This is a genomic window from Pseudomonas sp. NFIX49 (genome assembly GCF_900115915.1).
Taxonomy (GTDB): Bacteria; Pseudomonadota; Gammaproteobacteria; order Pseudomonadales; family Pseudomonadaceae; genus Aquipseudomonas; species Aquipseudomonas pharyngis.
Window position 1 is genome coordinate 256744 of record NZ_FOYE01000005.1, and the last position, 15488, is coordinate 272231.

At 60.1% G+C, this 15488-nt stretch carries 18 protein-coding genes and 1 pseudogene; 12 read left to right on the forward strand and 7 right to left on the reverse strand.

Features of this window, described 5'->3' with window-relative positions:
• Positions 1 to 93 precede the first annotated feature (93 nt).
• The gene (locus BMZ46_RS16095) at positions 94 to 1587 is read right to left on the reverse strand and encodes an aldehyde dehydrogenase (protein WP_039765223.1); all 1494 of its coding nucleotides are present in this window, start codon (positions 1585 to 1587) and stop codon (positions 94 to 96) included.
• A 235-nt stretch (positions 1588 to 1822) separates the two neighbouring features.
• On the opposite strand from BMZ46_RS16095, the gene BMZ46_RS16100 reads away from it, so the two are divergent.
• The 3 genes from BMZ46_RS16100 to BMZ46_RS16110 all read left to right on the forward strand — a co-directional run bounded on the left by BMZ46_RS16100 (position 1823) and on the right by BMZ46_RS16110 (position 2826).
• On the forward strand, positions 1823 to 2185 hold the full coding sequence (locus BMZ46_RS16100) for a cupin domain-containing protein (RefSeq protein WP_074689982.1): 363 nt from the start codon (positions 1823 to 1825) through the stop codon (positions 2183 to 2185).
• An 84-nt stretch (positions 2186 to 2269) separates the two neighbouring features.
• A complete protein-coding gene (locus BMZ46_RS16105; RefSeq protein WP_039765219.1) occupies positions 2270 to 2470 on the forward strand; it encodes a hypothetical protein in 201 nt (66 codons plus the stop codon).
• A 152-nt stretch (positions 2471 to 2622) separates the two neighbouring features.
• Positions 2623 to 2826 carry an I78 family peptidase inhibitor gene (locus BMZ46_RS16110; RefSeq protein WP_039765218.1) on the forward strand — a complete coding sequence of 68 codons (204 nt, stop codon included), beginning with the start codon at positions 2623 to 2625 and terminating at the stop codon, positions 2824 to 2826.
• Between the two features lie 84 nt (positions 2827 to 2910).
• On the opposite strand, the gene rpmG is transcribed toward BMZ46_RS16110, so the two are convergent.
• Entirely contained in the window at positions 2911 to 3066 is a 156-nt protein-coding gene (rpmG, locus tag BMZ46_RS16115) for a 50S ribosomal protein L33 (protein WP_003177274.1), read from the reverse strand.
• An 11-nt stretch (positions 3067 to 3077) separates the two neighbouring features.
• Entirely contained in the window at positions 3078 to 3311 is a 234-nt protein-coding gene (gene rpmB, locus BMZ46_RS16120; protein ID WP_039765213.1) for a 50S ribosomal protein L28, read from the reverse strand.
• A gap of 446 nt (positions 3312 to 3757) precedes the next feature.
• Between rpmB and BMZ46_RS16125 the strand changes: the two genes are divergently transcribed.
• Complete coding sequence (locus BMZ46_RS16125) at positions 3758 to 5344, forward strand: ABC transporter substrate-binding protein (RefSeq protein WP_074689980.1); 1587 nt, start codon at positions 3758 to 3760, stop codon at positions 5342 to 5344.
• Between the two features lie 132 nt (positions 5345 to 5476).
• Here BMZ46_RS16125 and radC read toward each other — a convergent pair whose 3' ends face one another.
• Positions 5477 to 6151 (reverse strand): RadC family protein, encoded by a 675-nt coding sequence (gene radC, locus BMZ46_RS16130; RefSeq protein WP_039765208.1) that lies wholly within the window; start codon positions 6149 to 6151, stop codon positions 5477 to 5479.
• A gap of 134 nt (positions 6152 to 6285) precedes the next feature.
• Here radC and coaBC point away from each other — a divergent pair, with 134 nt between their 5' ends.
• The 4 genes and pseudogenes from coaBC (at position 6286) to argB (ending at position 10518) form a co-directional block, all read left to right on the forward strand.
• Complete coding sequence (gene coaBC / locus BMZ46_RS16135; RefSeq protein ID WP_039765205.1) at positions 6286 to 7494, forward strand: bifunctional phosphopantothenoylcysteine decarboxylase/phosphopantothenate--cysteine ligase CoaBC; 1209 nt, start codon at positions 6286 to 6288, stop codon at positions 7492 to 7494.
• 5 nt (positions 7495 to 7499) lie between these two features.
• Complete coding sequence (gene dut, locus BMZ46_RS16140; protein WP_007954445.1) at positions 7500 to 7955, forward strand: dUTP diphosphatase; 456 nt, start codon at positions 7500 to 7502, stop codon at positions 7953 to 7955.
• Positions 7956 to 8211: 256 nt separating this feature from the next.
• Positions 8212 to 9588: pseudogene (locus BMZ46_RS16150) on the forward strand (phosphomannomutase/phosphoglucomutase); the annotation flags it as partial.
• 24 nt (positions 9589 to 9612) lie between these two features.
• Entirely contained in the window at positions 9613 to 10518 is a 906-nt protein-coding gene (gene argB / locus BMZ46_RS16155) for an acetylglutamate kinase (protein WP_007954443.1), read from the forward strand.
• 70 nt (positions 10519 to 10588) lie between these two features.
• Here the strand turns inward: argB and pyrE are convergent, their stop codons facing one another.
• Positions 10589 to 11233, reverse strand: coding sequence for an orotate phosphoribosyltransferase (pyrE, locus tag BMZ46_RS16160; protein ID WP_011336558.1), 645 nt, complete (start codon positions 11231 to 11233; stop codon positions 10589 to 10591).
• Positions 11234 to 11315: 82 nt separating this feature from the next.
• Here pyrE and BMZ46_RS16165 point away from each other — a divergent pair, with 82 nt between their 5' ends.
• Complete coding sequence (locus BMZ46_RS16165) at positions 11316 to 12095, forward strand: exodeoxyribonuclease III (RefSeq protein ID WP_007920349.1); 780 nt, start codon at positions 11316 to 11318, stop codon at positions 12093 to 12095.
• Between the two features lie 63 nt (positions 12096 to 12158).
• Here BMZ46_RS16165 and BMZ46_RS16170 read toward each other — a convergent pair whose 3' ends face one another.
• Both BMZ46_RS16170 and rph read right to left on the reverse strand, forming a co-directional pair.
• Positions 12159 to 12527, reverse strand: coding sequence for a DUF4870 domain-containing protein (locus tag BMZ46_RS16170; RefSeq protein ID WP_039765199.1), 369 nt, complete (start codon positions 12525 to 12527; stop codon positions 12159 to 12161).
• Between the two features lie 29 nt (positions 12528 to 12556).
• The gene (gene rph, locus BMZ46_RS16175; protein ID WP_003229494.1) at positions 12557 to 13279 is read right to left on the reverse strand and encodes a ribonuclease PH; all 723 of its coding nucleotides are present in this window, start codon (positions 13277 to 13279) and stop codon (positions 12557 to 12559) included.
• 267 nt (positions 13280 to 13546) lie between these two features.
• Here rph and BMZ46_RS16180 point away from each other — a divergent pair, with 267 nt between their 5' ends.
• The 3 genes from BMZ46_RS16180 (at position 13547) to rpoZ (ending at position 15476) form a co-directional block, all read left to right on the forward strand.
• Entirely contained in the window at positions 13547 to 14410 is an 864-nt protein-coding gene (locus tag BMZ46_RS16180; RefSeq protein ID WP_039765196.1) for a YicC/YloC family endoribonuclease, read from the forward strand.
• Positions 14411 to 14423: 13 nt separating this feature from the next.
• Complete coding sequence (gene gmk / locus BMZ46_RS16185; protein ID WP_003229498.1) at positions 14424 to 15044, forward strand: guanylate kinase; 621 nt, start codon at positions 14424 to 14426, stop codon at positions 15042 to 15044.
• A gap of 168 nt (positions 15045 to 15212) precedes the next feature.
• Positions 15213 to 15476 (forward strand): DNA-directed RNA polymerase subunit omega, encoded by a 264-nt coding sequence (gene rpoZ / locus BMZ46_RS16190; RefSeq protein WP_003229503.1) that lies wholly within the window; start codon positions 15213 to 15215, stop codon positions 15474 to 15476.
• Positions 15477 to 15488 lie beyond the last annotated feature (12 nt).

The window sequence follows — 15488 nt, forward strand, 5'->3', positions numbered from 1 at the left end:
TCGACTGTCACACCGCTATCGCGAGCAGGCTCGCTCCCACAGGGATCTCCGTTCGATTCGGGAGCCTGATTCACTCAGGCTCCCGTCAACGATTTACAGCTTGATCCAGGTCGCCTTCAGCTCGGTGTATTTGTCGAACGCGTGCAGCGACTTGTCGCGGCCGTTGCCCGACTGCTTGAAGCCGCCAAACGGTGCGGTCATGTCGCCGCCATCGTACTGATTGACCCACACGCTGCCGGCCCGCAGTGCCTTGGCGGTCAGGTGCGCCTTGGAAATGTCCTGAGTCCAGACTGCCGCCGCCAGGCCGTAAGGCGTGTCGTTGGCGATGCTGATCGCTTCCTCGGCGGTATCGAAGGCGATAACCGACAGCACCGGGCCGAAGATCTCTTCCTGGGCAATCTTCATCGCGTTGCTCACGCCGTCGAAAATCGTCGGCTCGACATAAGTACCACCGGTTTCCTGAAGAATGCGCTTGCCGCCGGCCACCAGTTTGGCGCCGTCGGTGTGGCCCGACTCGATGTAGGACAGCACGGTATTCATCTGCTGGGTGTCGACCAGCGCACCAACGTTGGTGGCCGGATCCAGCGGATTACCCGGTTTCCAGGTTTTCAGCGCCTCGATCACCATCGGCAGGAATTTGTCCTTGATCGAACGCTCGACCAGCAGACGGGAACCGGCGGTGCAGACTTCGCCCTGGTTGAAGGCGATGGCGCTGGCGGCGGATTCGGCAGCGGCTTGCAGATCCGGCGCATCGGCAAACACGATGTTCGGGCTCTTGCCGCCGGCTTCCAGCCAGACGCGCTTCATGTTCGATTCGCCGGAGTAGATCATCAGCTGCTTGGCGATCTTGGTGGAGCCGGTGAACACCAGGGTATCGACGTCGTTATGCAGCGCGAGCGCCTTGCCGACGGTGTGACCGTAACCCGGCAGCACGTTCAGCACGCCCTTCGGAATGCCGGCCTCGACTGCCAGTTCGGCGATGCGGATGGCGGTCAGCGGGGATTTTTCCGACGGTTTGAGGATCACTGAGTTACCGGTCGACAACGCCGGCCCGAGTTTCCAGCAGGCCATCATCAGCGGGAAGTTCCACGGCACGATGGCCCCGACCACGCCAACCGGCTCACGGGTTACCAGACCCAGTTGATCGTGCGGGGTGGCGGCAACTTCGTCGTAGATCTTGTCGATCGCTTCACCGCTCCAGCTCAGCGCTTGCGCGGCACCCGGCACGTCGATGTACAGCGAATCGCTGATCGGTTTGCCCATGTCGAGGGTTTCGAGCAGGGCCAGTTCTTCGGCGTGCTGTTTGAGCAGGCCGGCGAAACGGATCATGGTGGCTTTGCGTTTGGTCGGCGCCAGGCGCGACCAGACGCCGGAGTTGAACGTGGCGCGGGCGTTTTCCACGGCGCGGTGGGCGTCTTCGGCATCACAGCTGGCAATCTTGCCCAGCAGACGGCCATCGACCGGGCTGATGCACTCGAAGGTCTCGCCGGAGACGGCATCGGTGTACTCGCCATTGAGGAAGGCGCGGCCTTCGATCTTCAGGTCGCGGGCGCGTTGTTCCCAGTCGGCACGAGTCAGGGTGGTCATTCGAGTGTCCTCCTCTTGTTCAATACGAGCGCCGCGATCGTCGCGGTCGTTCTCGGGGATACTGCCCGGCCAGCCTGCTTTTCGGCCCAAGGCATCCGCCACCCTAAACCAGCGGCCGGGGTTGTTTCAATATATTTGACATAAGGCGGTTATAGCGCCTTGCGGCGTTCAATTTAATCAACATAGACTTTGGCCCTTTCAAGCCACCGCGCCGTCATCACGGGAGAAAACAACAATGAACATCCAGAACGTCGTCGACATCAGCCTGACCACAACCGAAGCCGAACGCTATCGCCCGGCCCCGGCCAAAGTGCTCAAGGGCGATCCCGAGCAGGCGGTGTTCAATCAGTACGACAGCCCTTGCGGGCAAATGGGTGTCGGCGTGTGGGAAGGTGCGGTCGGGCAGTGGACGGTGAATTACACCGAGCACGAATACTGCGAAATCCTGCAGGGCGTTTCGGTATTGCGTGACAACGATGGGAACGCCAAGACTCTGCGTGTCGGCGACCGCTTCGTGATTCCGGCCGGTTTCCGTGGCACCTGGGAAGTGCTGGAGGCTTGTCGCAAGGTCTATGTGATCTTCGAAGCAAAAAAATAACTAAGTAGTGCATGACCAGGCGTTGAGGGATTGAAAATCGGGTCGTCCATAAGGACGTCTCAATCATGCATAAGGAGATGCAGCGTGATCCACATTGAAATCTTCAACAAAATTCACCACTTGATCGGCACGCCGTACGTGGAGTCGGTAGAAGTCTACATCGCCGAGCTGACCGGCTTTCGTGTCGAAAAGCAAAGGTTAGTAGACAATGCCATGAAGAAGTATCAGCTCGTGCAAATCGTCACTCGTGACGACAAGATCGTGTGGTTTGAAATCTTCAAATGATGATCAGAGGTTGAAGCCCCCCCTGCAACAAGGCCTGCACAGCAATGTGGGGGCCTTGTTGCACATAAATATATACCGCACCGGGCACCTGCCCAGACGGAGTACTGAATGGCCCGGACGGACTCGACATTCAATCAAAAGGATTAAAGAACATGACCAATGAACAGGTCCTGCAACAAATTCGACATTTGGCAGGCAGCCGCTATGTAGTGAGCGTCAAACGTTACATCACCGAGTTGACCGGCCGCATGCAAGTGATTGGCCCCAGGGATCTGATGAGTCGCGAGTTGAATCCTGAGCGTATAGTCATCAGGGTCAATAAGGCAGGCAATATCGAATCATTCAGCTTTGGCTAAACGGCTGGCAAATCTATATTCGAAGGCACAAAAAAGGCCCGTATCGTGAGATACGGGCCTTTTTCGTAAGTCGGGAAAAATCAATTACTTGATTTTGCCTTCCTTGTAGATCACGTGCTTGCGAACAACCGGATCATATTTCTTGATCTCGATTTTGTCCGGAGTAGTGCGCTTGTTCTTGTCGGTAGTGTAGAAGTGACCAGTACCGGCGCTCGAAATCAAACGAATCAATTCACGCATGATTAGCTCCCTTAGATCTTGCCAGCTTTGCGGAGTTCGGCCAGCACGACAGTGATGCCACGCTTGTCGATGATACGCATGCCTTTGGCAGATACGCGCAGACGCACGAAACGTTTCTCTTCTTCAACCCAGAAGCGGTGATGCTGCAGGTTCGGCAGGAAACGACGACGGGTTTTGTTGTTTGCGTGGGAAATGTTGTTCCCAGTCACCGGACCCTTACCGGTAACTTGACATACTCTAGACATGCCTCAGCCCTCTAAAACCACATGCCCAACCCGGCATGGGTTGGCCGCTTAATCTCTAGTCATTGTGGCGCCAGGCGCCGCGATTCTTTAGAGGTCTTACCGGCTACACCTACAAGCGAAGGAACCGGGCCCCTAGAAAAGAGCGCTGCTTTATACCAGAAAGACCACGGAGCAACAACTTTCCGTGCGCAAAGAATGGCTAAAAAGCCGCTTTTCCCGGCCGCAAGCGCCTTGGGCAAAGGCTGCCGGCAATTTTTACCATTCGTCGAAGAAAATCGGCCATGCCCGCAATCGAGACTTTTCCTACCGTCTGTTCCGACAAATCCTCAGCCGCGCAGCTCCGAAAATGCAAAAAGGGGATAGTCATTTGCAATCGCGACCACTAGGGTAGGCCTTTTCCAGACTGCACTTGCAGATGGGCCTTCGATCTGTAAAGGAAGCCGACCATGCGCCTCGCTGCCCTCCCCCTGCTCTTCGCCCCGCTGTTACTGAGTCCACTGGCCCAGGCCGCCGCCCTGAGCGTCTGCACCGAGGCCAGCCCCGAGGGCTTCGACGTGGTGCAGTACAACTCGCTGACCACCACCAACGCATCGGCCGACGTGCTGATGAATCGCCTGGTGGACTTCGACACCGCCAGCGGCAAGGTGGTCCCGAGCCTGGCCGCCAGCTGGGAAGTCAGCACCGACGGCCTGACCTACGTCTTCAAGCTGCACCCGCAGGTGAAGTTCCACACCACCGACTACTTCAAGCCGACCCGCGAGCTGACTGCCGAAGACGTCAAATTCAGTTTCGACCGCATGCTCGACCCGGCCAACCCGTGGCACAAAGTCGCCCAGAGCGGCTTCCCACACGCCCAGTCGATGCAGTTGCCGAGCCTGATCAAGAAGATCGACGCACTGGATCCGCTGACCGTGCGCTTCACTCTCGATCATCCGGACTCGACGTTCCTCGCGACCCTGAGCATGGGCTTCGCCTCGATTTATTCTGCTGAATACGCCGACAAGCTGTTGAAGGCCGGCGCCACCGACAAGCTCAACAGCCAGCCGGTCGGCACCGGGCCGTTCGTCTTCACCCGGTTCCAGAAAGACGCCTCGATCCGCTACAAGGCCAACCCGGATTACTTCCGCGGCAAACCTGCGGTGGACCCACTGATCTTCGCCATCACCCCGGACGCCAACGTGCGGCTGCAAAAGCTGCGGCGCAACGAGTGCCAGATTGCCCTGTCGCCAAAACCACTGGACGTACAGGCTGCCAAGCAAGAGCCGACGCTGAAAGTCGAAAAGACTGACGCGTTCATGACTGCTTTCGTAGGCATCAACAGCCAGCATCCGCCCTTGGACAAAGCGGAAGTGCGTCAGGCGATCAACCTCGCCTTCGACAAGGCCAACTACCTGAAAGCCGTGTTCGAGGACACCGCCGAAGCCGCCAACGGCCCGTACCCGCCGAACACCTGGAGCTACGCGAAGAACCTGCCGGGTTACGCCCACGACGTGAACAAGGCCAAGGCCCTGCTGGCCAAGGCCGGATTGAAGGACGGTTTCCAGACCACCATCTGGACGCGCCCGTCCGGCAGCCTGCTCAACCCGAACCCGAGCCTCGGCGCGCAGCTCCTGCAATCGGATCTGGCAGAAATCGGCATTCAAGCGGAAATCCGCGTGATCGAATGGGGCGAACTGATCCGTCGCGCCAAGGCTGGCGAACATGACTTGCTGTTCATGGGCTGGGCCGGTGACAACGGTGACCCGGACAACTTCCTCACGCCGCAGTTTTCCTGCGCGGCGGTCAAATCCGGCACCAACTTCGCCCGCTACTGCAATGCCGACCTGGACAAGCTGATCAGCGCCGGCAAGACCACCAGCGAACAAGGCGTACGCACCAAGCTGTATGAGCAGGCGCAGGCGCAGATCCAGCAGCAGGCGCTGTGGCTGCCGCTGGCTCATCCGACGGCATATGCGCTGACGCGTAAGGACGTGCAGGGTTACTCGGTGAGCCCGTTTGGGCGGCAGGATTACTCCAAGGTCACCCTGAAGTAATCCGCCACAACACAAAACCTGTGGGAGCTGGCTTGCCAGCGATAGCGGACTGACAGACAACATTGTGCTGAATGTGCCGCCGTCATCGCTTGCAAGCCAGCTCCCACAGGGTTTTGCATTCTCCCTTCGGAGCTACATCCAGCCGCACTCAGCCATCGACAACGGCTCGCCATCGCCAACGATGAAGTGATCCAGCACCCGCACGTCGATCAGCTCCAAAGCCTTCTGCAAACGCTTGGTCAATAATCGATCAGCCTGACTCGGATCGCTGTTCCCCGACGGATGGTTGTGGCACAGGATCACCGCCGCCGCGTTGTTGGCCAGCGAACGCTTCACGACTTCCCGGGGGTGCACGGCCGTGTTGTCGATGGAGCCGCGAAACAGCGTCTCGAAGGTCAGCACCTGATGTTTGGAATCCAGAAACAGGCAACCGAACACCTCGTGCGGCTCGTGGCGCAGCATGGCCTTGAGGTAATCACGCACGACCTGCGGGTTTTCCAACGCCGTTTTCTGGCGCATGCGCTCGGCCAAGTGTCGCCGCCCCATCTCCAACACGGCCTGCAATTGAGCAAATTTCGCCGGTCCCAGTCCCAATTGCTCGCTGAACGCCCCGAGATCAGCCTCCAGTAACGCTCGCAGGCTGCCGAACTGATTCAACAAGTGTCGCGCCAGATCCACCGCACTTTTGCCGGATACCCCGGTGCGCAGAAAAATCGCCAGCAACTCGGCATCGGAAAGACTTCCCGAGCCCTGCTCCAACAGCTTCTCCCGCGGCCTTTCCGCCGCCGGCCAATCGCGAATACTCATACACCTTCCTTGTCTGTGGGCGCCGCTGTTCCGTAGCGGTCGCTGTGATATCGTAGCCCATCTTTTTTGCGGGCGAATTCACCCTGGGGAGGGGGTTCGCCACGTATGTCACCAACGAAATGAAAGGCAGACCTATGCAGCGGCTGTATCGGAAACGCATCGTTCTGGGCGTCGGCGGCGGCATTGCTGCCTACAAGAGCGCCGACCTTGTGCGCCGCCTGATCGATCAGGGCGCCGAAGTGCGCGTGGTCATGACCCGTGGCGGCAGCGAATTCATCACCCCGCTGACCATGCAGGCGTTGTCCGGCCACCCGGTTCACCTGGACTTGCTCGACCCGGCCGCCGAAGCGGCGATGGGCCACATCGAACTGGCCAAATGGGCCGATCTGGTGCTGATCGCCCCGGCCACCGCCGACTTGCTGGCCCGTCTGGCCCAAGGCATTGCCAACGATTTGCTGACCACCCTGGTGCTGGCCACCGACGCCATCGTGGCCGTCGCCCCGGCCATGAACCAGGCCATGTGGCGCGACCCGGCGACCCAGGCCAACCTGCAACTCCTTGAAAGCCGTGGCCTGAAGACCTTCGGCCCGGCCTCCGGCAGCCAGGCCTGCGGCGACGTCGGCATGGGCCGCATGATGGAAGCCACCGATCTGGCTCAACTCGCGGCGGATTGCTTCCAGCGTCAGGCGCTGACCGGCAAGCACGTGGTCATCACCGCCGGCCCAACCCAGGAAAACATCGACCCGGTGCGCTACATCACCAACCACAGCTCCGGAAAAATGGGCTTCGCCCTGGCCGAAGCGGCGGTGGAAGCCGGCGCCCGCGTGACCCTGATCAGCGGCCCGGTGCATTTGCCGACGCCGGATCGCGTCACCCGGATCGACGTGGTCAGCGCCCGCGACATGCTCGCCGCGTGTGAAGCCGCGATCCCTTGCGACATCTTTATCGCCTCGGCGGCGGTTGCGGACTACCGTCCGGAAGTCGTCGCCCCGCAAAAATTGAAGAAAGACCCTACGAGCGGCGACGGCTTCGTCCTGCAAATGGTGCGCAACCCGGACATCCTGGCCACCATCGCGACCCGTCCCGACCGTCCGTTCAGTGTCGGCTTCGCCGCCGAGACCGAACACCTGCTCGACTACGCTGCGCGCAAGCTGAAGGACAAGAATCTCGATCTGATCGTCGCCAACGACGTCGCCAACCCGAGCATCGGTTTCAACAGCGAAGAAAACGCCTGCAGCGTCATCGACCGTGCGCTGCACGCCACGCTTTTCGCCCAGACCAGCAAGAGCAAGATCGCTCGCCAACTGGTCACTTTTATCGCCGAACGTCTGAACCAGGTTTAATTTACATGCACGCTTTGCAAGCCAAGATCCTCGACCCACGCATCGGTACCGAATTCCCGCTGCCGCAATACGCCACACCGGGCTCCGCCGGCCTCGACCTGCGCGCCATGCTGCAAGAGGACATCGTGATCAAGCCGGGTGAAACGGTGCTGATCCCCACCGGTCTGTCGGTCTACATCGGCGATCCGAACCTCGCCGCGCTGATCCTGCCGCGCTCGGGCATGGGCCATAAGCACGGCATCGTGCTGGGCAATCTGGTCGGCCTGATCGACTCCGACTACCAGGGCCCGCTGATGGTGTCCTGCTGGAACCGTGGCCAGACCGAATTCACCATGCCGGTTGGGGAGCGCCTGGCGCAGCTGGTGCTGGTGCCGGTGGTTCAGGCGCACTTCGAAATGGTTGAAGAGTTCGTCGAAACCGAACGCGGCGCTGGCGGTTTCGGCCATTCCGGCACCAAGTGATTGGTTTTATGGCGAGGGAGCCTGCTCCTTCGCCATAAAAATAGGCAGATTCATCTGAAAGCTTTACCGCTGAAAATCAAGGCATTGACAGGTCAAAGCCACGCCGTACGTGGCGTCATGGCCCTTTCACACCACGAACTCTCTGTGAAAACCGCCGTCATACCCTTCAGTTTGAGCTTGCCGTCGAATAGTCGTCGGTGTGTCCAGCCACTTTCGAGATGGAGCATTTTTGCAGATGAGCACCCCCGCCCAAGTCGCCCCGAAGCTTCCCGACAGCATCTTCCGCGCCTATGACATTCGCGGCACCGTGCCGGAATTCCTCAATGGCGAAACCGCCTACTGGATCGGTCGCGCCATTGGCTCCCAAAGCCTGGCCCAGGGCGAACCGAACGTGTCCGTCGGTCGTGACGGCCGTCTGTCCGGCCCGGAACTGGTTGCCGAACTGATCCGCGGCATCGCCGAAAGCGGCTGCCATGTCAGCGACGTCGGCCTGGTGCCGACGCCTGCGCTGTACTACGCCGCCAACGTGCTGGCCGGCAAATCCGGCGTGATGCTCACCGGCAGCCACAACCCGTCGAACTACAACGGCTTCAAGATCGTGATCGCCGGCGACACCCTCGCCAACGAACAGATCCAGGTCCTGCATGAGCGCATCAAGACCGGCAACCTGAGCAGCGGCACGGGCAGCGTGACCCAGGTCGAGATTCTCGACCGCTACACCACCGAAATCGTCCAGGACATCAAACTGGCCCGCCGCCTGAAAGTCGTGGTCGACTGCGGCAACGGCGCAGCCGGCGTGATCGCCCCGCAACTGATCGAAGCGCTGAACTGCGAAGTCATCCCGCTGTTCTGCGAAGTCGACGGCAACTTCCCGAACCATCACCCGGACCCGGGCAAGCCTGAGAACCTCGTCGACCTGATCGCCAAGGTCAAGGAAACCAACGCCGACATCGGCCTGGCCTTCGACGGCGACGGCGATCGCGTCGGCGTGGTGACCAACACCGGCACCATCGTGTTCCCGGATCGCCTGCTGATGCTGTTCGCCCGTGACGTGGTGGCGCGCAACCCGGACGCGGAAATCATCTTCGACGTCAAATGCACCCGTCGCCTGATCCCGCTGATCAAGGAATATGGCGGTCGGCCGCTAATGTGGAAGACCGGTCACTCGTTGATCAAAAAGAAAATGAAACAGTCCGGCGCACTGTTGGCCGGCGAGATGAGCGGGCACATTTTCTTCAAGGAACGCTGGTTCGGTTTCGACGACGGCATTTACAGCGCCGCACGGCTGCTGGAAATCCTCAGCAAGGAAAAATCTTCGGCCGAGGAGCTGTTCGCGACCTTCCCGAACGATATTTCCACGCCGGAAATCAATATCCATGTGACCGAAGAGAGCAAATTCAGCATCATTGATGCACTGCACGATGCCCAGTGGGGCCCAGGCGCCGACCTGACCACCATTGACGGCGTGCGGGTCGACTACGCCAAAGGCTGGGGCCTGGTGCGCGCGTCCAACACCACACCGGTGCTGGTGCTGCGCTTCGAGGCCGATGACGAGGCGGAACTGCAGCGCATCAAGGCTGTGTTCCATGCCCAACTGAAACGCGTTGCACCTGATCTCCAACTACCGTTCTGATTGCTGATTCACCCGGAGCCCTGAATGACCCTCGAACGCGATGCCGCCGCCAACACTGCCAAGGTCCTGTCCGAAGCGCTGCCTTACATCCGCCGATACGTCGGCAAGACCCTGGTGATCAAATACGGCGGCAACGCGATGGAAAGCGAGGAGCTGAAAACCGGCTTCGCCCGCGACATCGTGCTGATGAAGGCCGTGGGCATCAACCCGGTGGTCGTGCACGGCGGTGGCCCGCAGATCGGTGATCTGCTCAAGCGTCTGTCGATCGAAAGCCACTTCGTCGACGGCATGCGCGTTACCGACGCCGCGACCATGGATGTGGTGGAAATGGTCCTCGGGGGTCAGGTCAACAAAAGCATCGTCAACCTGATCAACCGTCACGGCGGCAGCGCCATCGGCCTGACCGGTAAAGACGCCGGGCTGATTCGTGCGAAGAAGCTCACCGTCACCCGCCAGACCCCGGAGATGACCCAACCGGAAATCATCGACATCGGCCATGTGGGCGAAGTGGTCGGGATCAACACCGAACTGCTGAACCTGCTGGTCAAAGGCAACTTCATCCCGGTGATCGCGCCGATCGGTGTGGGTGAAAACGGCGAGTCGTACAACATCAACGCGGACTTGGTGGCTGGCAAGGTTGCCGAAGCGCTGAAAGCCGAGAAGCTGATGCTGCTGACCAACATCGCCGGCCTGATGGACAAGTCGGGCACCGTACTGACCGGCCTGAGCACCCAGCAGGTCGACGACCTGATCGCCGACGGCACCATCTACGGCGGCATGCTGCCGAAGATTCGCTGTGCACTGGAAGCGGTTCAGGGCGGCGTGGGCAGCTCGCTGATTATCGACGGCCGCGTTCCGAATGCGATCCTGCTGGAAATCTTCACCGATACCGGTGTGGGTACGCTGATCAGCAATCGCAAGCGTCCATAAGCGCTCGCGCAAATAAAAAGACCCCGCTCAGCCTGGCTGAGCGGGGTCTTTATTTTGCCTGAAGCTGCGATCAGACGCCGAACTGGGCGCGATAGGCTTCAACGGCCGGCAGGTGCTGCTTGAGCTGCGGGTCGTCTGCCAGGAATTCCAGCACTTGGTTCAGCGACACGATGCTGATGACCGGAATGCCGAAATCACGTTCGACTTCCTGAATGGCCGACAGCTCACCGTTGCCGCGCTCCTGACGGTTCAGGGCGATCAGCACGCCGGCAGCCTTGGCGCCGTCCTGGGAAGCGATGATCTGCATCACTTCACGGATCGCGGTGCCGGCGGTGATCACGTCGTCGATGATCAGCACGTCGCCGGTCAACGGCGCGCCGACCAGGCTGCCGCCTTCGCCGTGGGCCTTGGCTTCCTTGCGGTTGAAGCACCAAGGCAGGTCACGGTTGTGGTGCTCGGCCAGCGCCACAGCAGTAGTTGCCGCCAGCGGGATGCCTTTGTAGGCCGGGCCGAACAGCACGTCGAACGGAATGCCGCTCTCGGCGATGGCTGCGGCGTAGAAACGTCCCAGCTGCGCGAGCGCGGAACCCGAGTTGAACAGGCCGGCATTGAAGAAGTAAGGACTGGTGCGCCCGGACTTCAGGGTGAACTCACCGAAGCGCAAAACGCCGCGATCGATGGCAAAACGAATGAAATCGCGCTGATACGCTTGCATGAAAAAAACCCCAAATACCACGGATTTAGCTAATTAGCTTGACGCCGTGTATCATACACGCACGCGATTTTTGGGGCCATTTATGCGGATCATCAGTGTGAACGTCAATGGTATTCAGGCTGCAGTCGAGCGCGGTTTGCTCAGTTGGCTGCAGGCACAGAATGCCGACGTCATCTGCCTGCAGGACACCCGTGCCTCCGCCTTTGAACTGGACGACCCAGCCTTCCAACTGGATGGCTACTTCCTTTATGCCTGCGATGCTGAAGTCCCTGCCCAAGGCGGCGTGGCTTTGTATTCGCGGTTGCAACCGAAGGCTGTCATCAGCGGTCTCGGATTCGAGACGGCCGACCGCTACGGGCGCTACCTGCAAGCAGATTTCGACAAAGTCAGTATTGCCACCTTGCTGCTTCCTTCGGGGATGAACGGCGATGAGGACTTGAACCAGAAGTTCAAGCTCATGGACGACTTCGGCAAGTACCTGGACAAACAGCGGCGCAAACGTCGCGAGTACATTTATTGTGGCTCGCTGTACGTCGCGCAGCAGAAGCTCGACATCAAGAACTGGCGCGACAGCCAGCAATCACCGGGCTTCCTGGCGCCGGAACGCGCCTGGATGGACGAGATTGTCGGCAACATGGGCTACGTAGATGCCCTGCGCGAAGTCAGCCGCGAAGGTGACCAGTACAGCTGGTGGCCGGACAACGAACAGGCCGAGATGCTGAATCTGGGCTGGCGCTTCGACTACCAGATCCTGACCCCGGGCCTGCGACGCTTCGTGCGCAGCGCACGCCTGCCGCGTCAGCCTCGGTTCTCGCAGCACGCGCCGCTGATCGTCGACTACGACTGGACGCTGACCATCTAAGCGGCCTTTCGCAGACACAAAAAAACCGACTTCACCGTCGGTTTTTTTGTGGGCGATCGTTCGTTATTTGATCAACCGCCAGGTGAACGGATAACGATAAGGGAAGCCTTCGTTGGCTTTCACTCCGCCGATAATCGTCAGCACCAGCGCCGCAATGGCCAGCAGGCCAAACAGCACGAACCCGATAAGCAACAGCATCAGAACGAAGCAGACCATCGAAGCAATCGCCACGGTGATCTGGAAATTCAACGCTTCCTTGCCCTGGGCGTCGATGAACGGATCGGTCTCGCGCTTCATCTGCCACAGGACCAGCGGCCCGATCAGCGTGCCGAACGGAATCCAGATCCCCAGCAAGGCGGACAAGTGACAAAACATGGCCCATTGGCGAACCTCCTGGCTCGGCTTGGGCAGCAACTCTTGCTCATCACTCATCGTGTCCTCCTTGCGGGTTACGAACCTGCTCAGTCGGCCAGTGCAGCCTTTTGCAGTTCGAAGATCTCGTTCATGCCTTTCTTGGCCAGCTCCAGCATCGCGTTCAGCTCTTCAGGCTGGAACGGCGCGCCTTCGGCGGTGCCCTGCACTTCGATGAAGCCACCAGTGCTGGTCATCACCACGTTGAGGTCGGTCTCGGCAGCGGAATCTTCAAGATAGTCCAGATCCAGCACCGGCTCGCCCTGGTACATGCCCACGGAAACGGCGCCGATCATTTGCTTGAGCGGGTCGCCGCCTTTCAGGCCGCCACGCTTCTTGATCACTTTCAGTGCATCGACCAGCGCAACCATGGCGCCGGTGATCGACGCGGTACGGGTGCCGCCGTCAGCCTGGATTACGTCGCAATCGACGTACAGGGTGACGTCGCCCAGCTTGGACATGTCCAGCGCGGCGCGCAGGGAACGGCCGATCAGGCGCTGGATTTCCAGGGTACGACCGCCCTGCTTGCCACGGCTCGCTTCACGCTGGTTACGCTCGCCGGTGGCGCGCGGCAGCATGCCGTATTCGGCGGTCAGCCAACCCTGGCCCTGGCCTTTGAGAAAACGCGGCACGCCGTTTTCTACGCTGACGGTGCAGATGACTTTGGTATCACCGAATTCGACCAGTACCGATCCCTCGGCGTGTTTGGTGTAGTTGCGGGTAATGCGGATCGAGCGGAGCTGATCGGCAGCGCGACCACTAGGACGTTTCATAGGAGATACCTGTACTGGGGACGGAAAACTGCGGAGCATTATAGAGCCGCGCACCGCGCCTGGGCACTCGTTAAAAAATCCGGCCGACGACCGAAGGCCCTGAAACGCGCATTGCCGACGGCCTGCAGCCCTTTGTCACACCGTGTGTTTGGGCGCATCTGCCGCACTGCGCTACAATCCTGCGCCTTTGCTGCCAGTCGGCTTAAATTCATTGATATCGAGCTGCGGAGCTTCAATTCGCGCCGATCTGTATCGCGAGGTCACCCCATGGTGCACAGCATGACCGCCTTCGCCCGCGTCGAAAAAGCCGGCGTCCAGGGCACCCTGAGCTGGGAACTGCGCTCGGTCAACAGCCGTTACCTGGAACCCCACTTGCGCCTGCCGGAGTCGTTTCGCGACCTCGAAGGCGCTGTCCGCGAAGCCCTGCGCCAGGGCCTGTCGCGCGGCAAACTGGAATGCACCCTGCGTTTCACCGAGGAAAGCACCGGCAAGCCGCTGCAGGTGGATCGCGAGCGCGCCGCGCAACTGGTCGCCGCTGCCGAAACCGTTGCTGACCTGATCAAGAACCCGGCGGCGCTGAACCCGCTGGAAGTGTTGGCCTGGCCGGGCGTACTGGTGGCCGACGCCTCCGATCCGCAGGCGCTGAACGCCGAGGCGCTGGCCCTGTTCAATCAGGGCCTGAAAGACCTCAAGGCCGGCCGCGAGCGCGAAGGCGCGGAGCTGGCACGCCTGATCAACGATCGCCTGACCTCCATCGAAGAAGATGTAGTGACCCTGCGCGAACTGGTTCCGCAGATGCTCGCCACCCAGCGCCAGAAAGTCCTCGACCGTTTCGCCGACATGAAGGCCGAGATGGATCCGCAGCGTCTGGAACAGGAAATGGTCATGCTCGCGCAAAAGAGCGACGTGGCCGAAGAACTGGATCGCCTGAGCACCCACATCATCGAAGTTCGCCGGGTGCTCAAGTCCGGCGGTGCCGCCGGCCGGCGCCTGGACTTCCTGATGCAGGAGCTCAACCGCGAAGCCAACACACTGGGCTCCAAGGCCTTCGACCCGCGCAGCACCCAGGCGGCGGTCAACCTCAAGGTGTTGATCGAGCAGATGCGCGAACAAGTGCAGAATATTGAGTAAGGCTACCCCCGACATGACCCACAGCACCGGCACCCTGTACATCATTTCCGCCCCTTCGGGCGCGGGCAAGAGCAGTCTGGTCAAGGCCCTGACCGACGCCAACCCGGAAATCCGCGTTTCGATTTCCCACACCACCCGCGCCATGCGCCCGGGCGAAGTGGATGGCGTGAACTATCACTTCGTGACCCGCGAAGAGTTCGTGAAGATGGGTGAGCACGGCGACTTCCTGGAACGCGCCGAAGTTTTCGGCAACTTCTACGGCACCTCGCAAAGCCGCCTGCAGCAGACCCTGGACGAAGGCCACGACCTGATTCTGGAAATCGACTGGCAAGGCGCCGAGCAAGTGCGCAAGCTGATGCCGCAGGCCCGTTCGATCTTCATTCTGCCGCCATCGCTGCAGGCCCTGCACCAGCGCCTGACCAACCGTGGCCAGGACAGCGACGAGATCATCGACGGCCGGATGCGTGAAGCGGTCAGCGAGATGAGCCATTACGTCGAGTACGACTACCTGATCATCAATGACGATTTCGCCCATGCGCTGGACGATCTGAAGGCGATTTTCCGCGCCAATCAGTTGCAACAGAAACGCCAGCAAGTGCGTTTCGGCAAATTGCTGGCTGAATTGCTGGGCTGAAACAGCACTTCCCAAAACCGCTGCAAGGGCTTTACATTGGCACTTGCAGCGCGTTGAAGAGTCTGGTCAAAAAATCAGCGCTTCCCTAATCGCTGGTGATTTTTTAAACTGTTGAGTCCGCTCGCCCAACCGGGCAGCGCGCATATTGCATTCGCTCCGAGGAATACCATGGCCCGCGTAACCGTTGAAGACTGCCTAGAACACGTGGAAAACCGCTTTGAGCTGGTCATGCTCTCTACCAAGCGTGCCCGTCAACTGGCCACCGGCGGCAAAGAGCCCCTGGTTCAGTGGGAAAACGACAAACCGACCGTAGTTGCGCTGCGTGAAATCGCTGAAGGCCTGATGAGCTACGAGTTCATCGCCGAGCAGGAAATCGTCCACGAAGACCCTGTCTTCGCTGCGTTCGAGGACGAGTCCAACGAGGCCGTCTAAGCCTATGCCTGG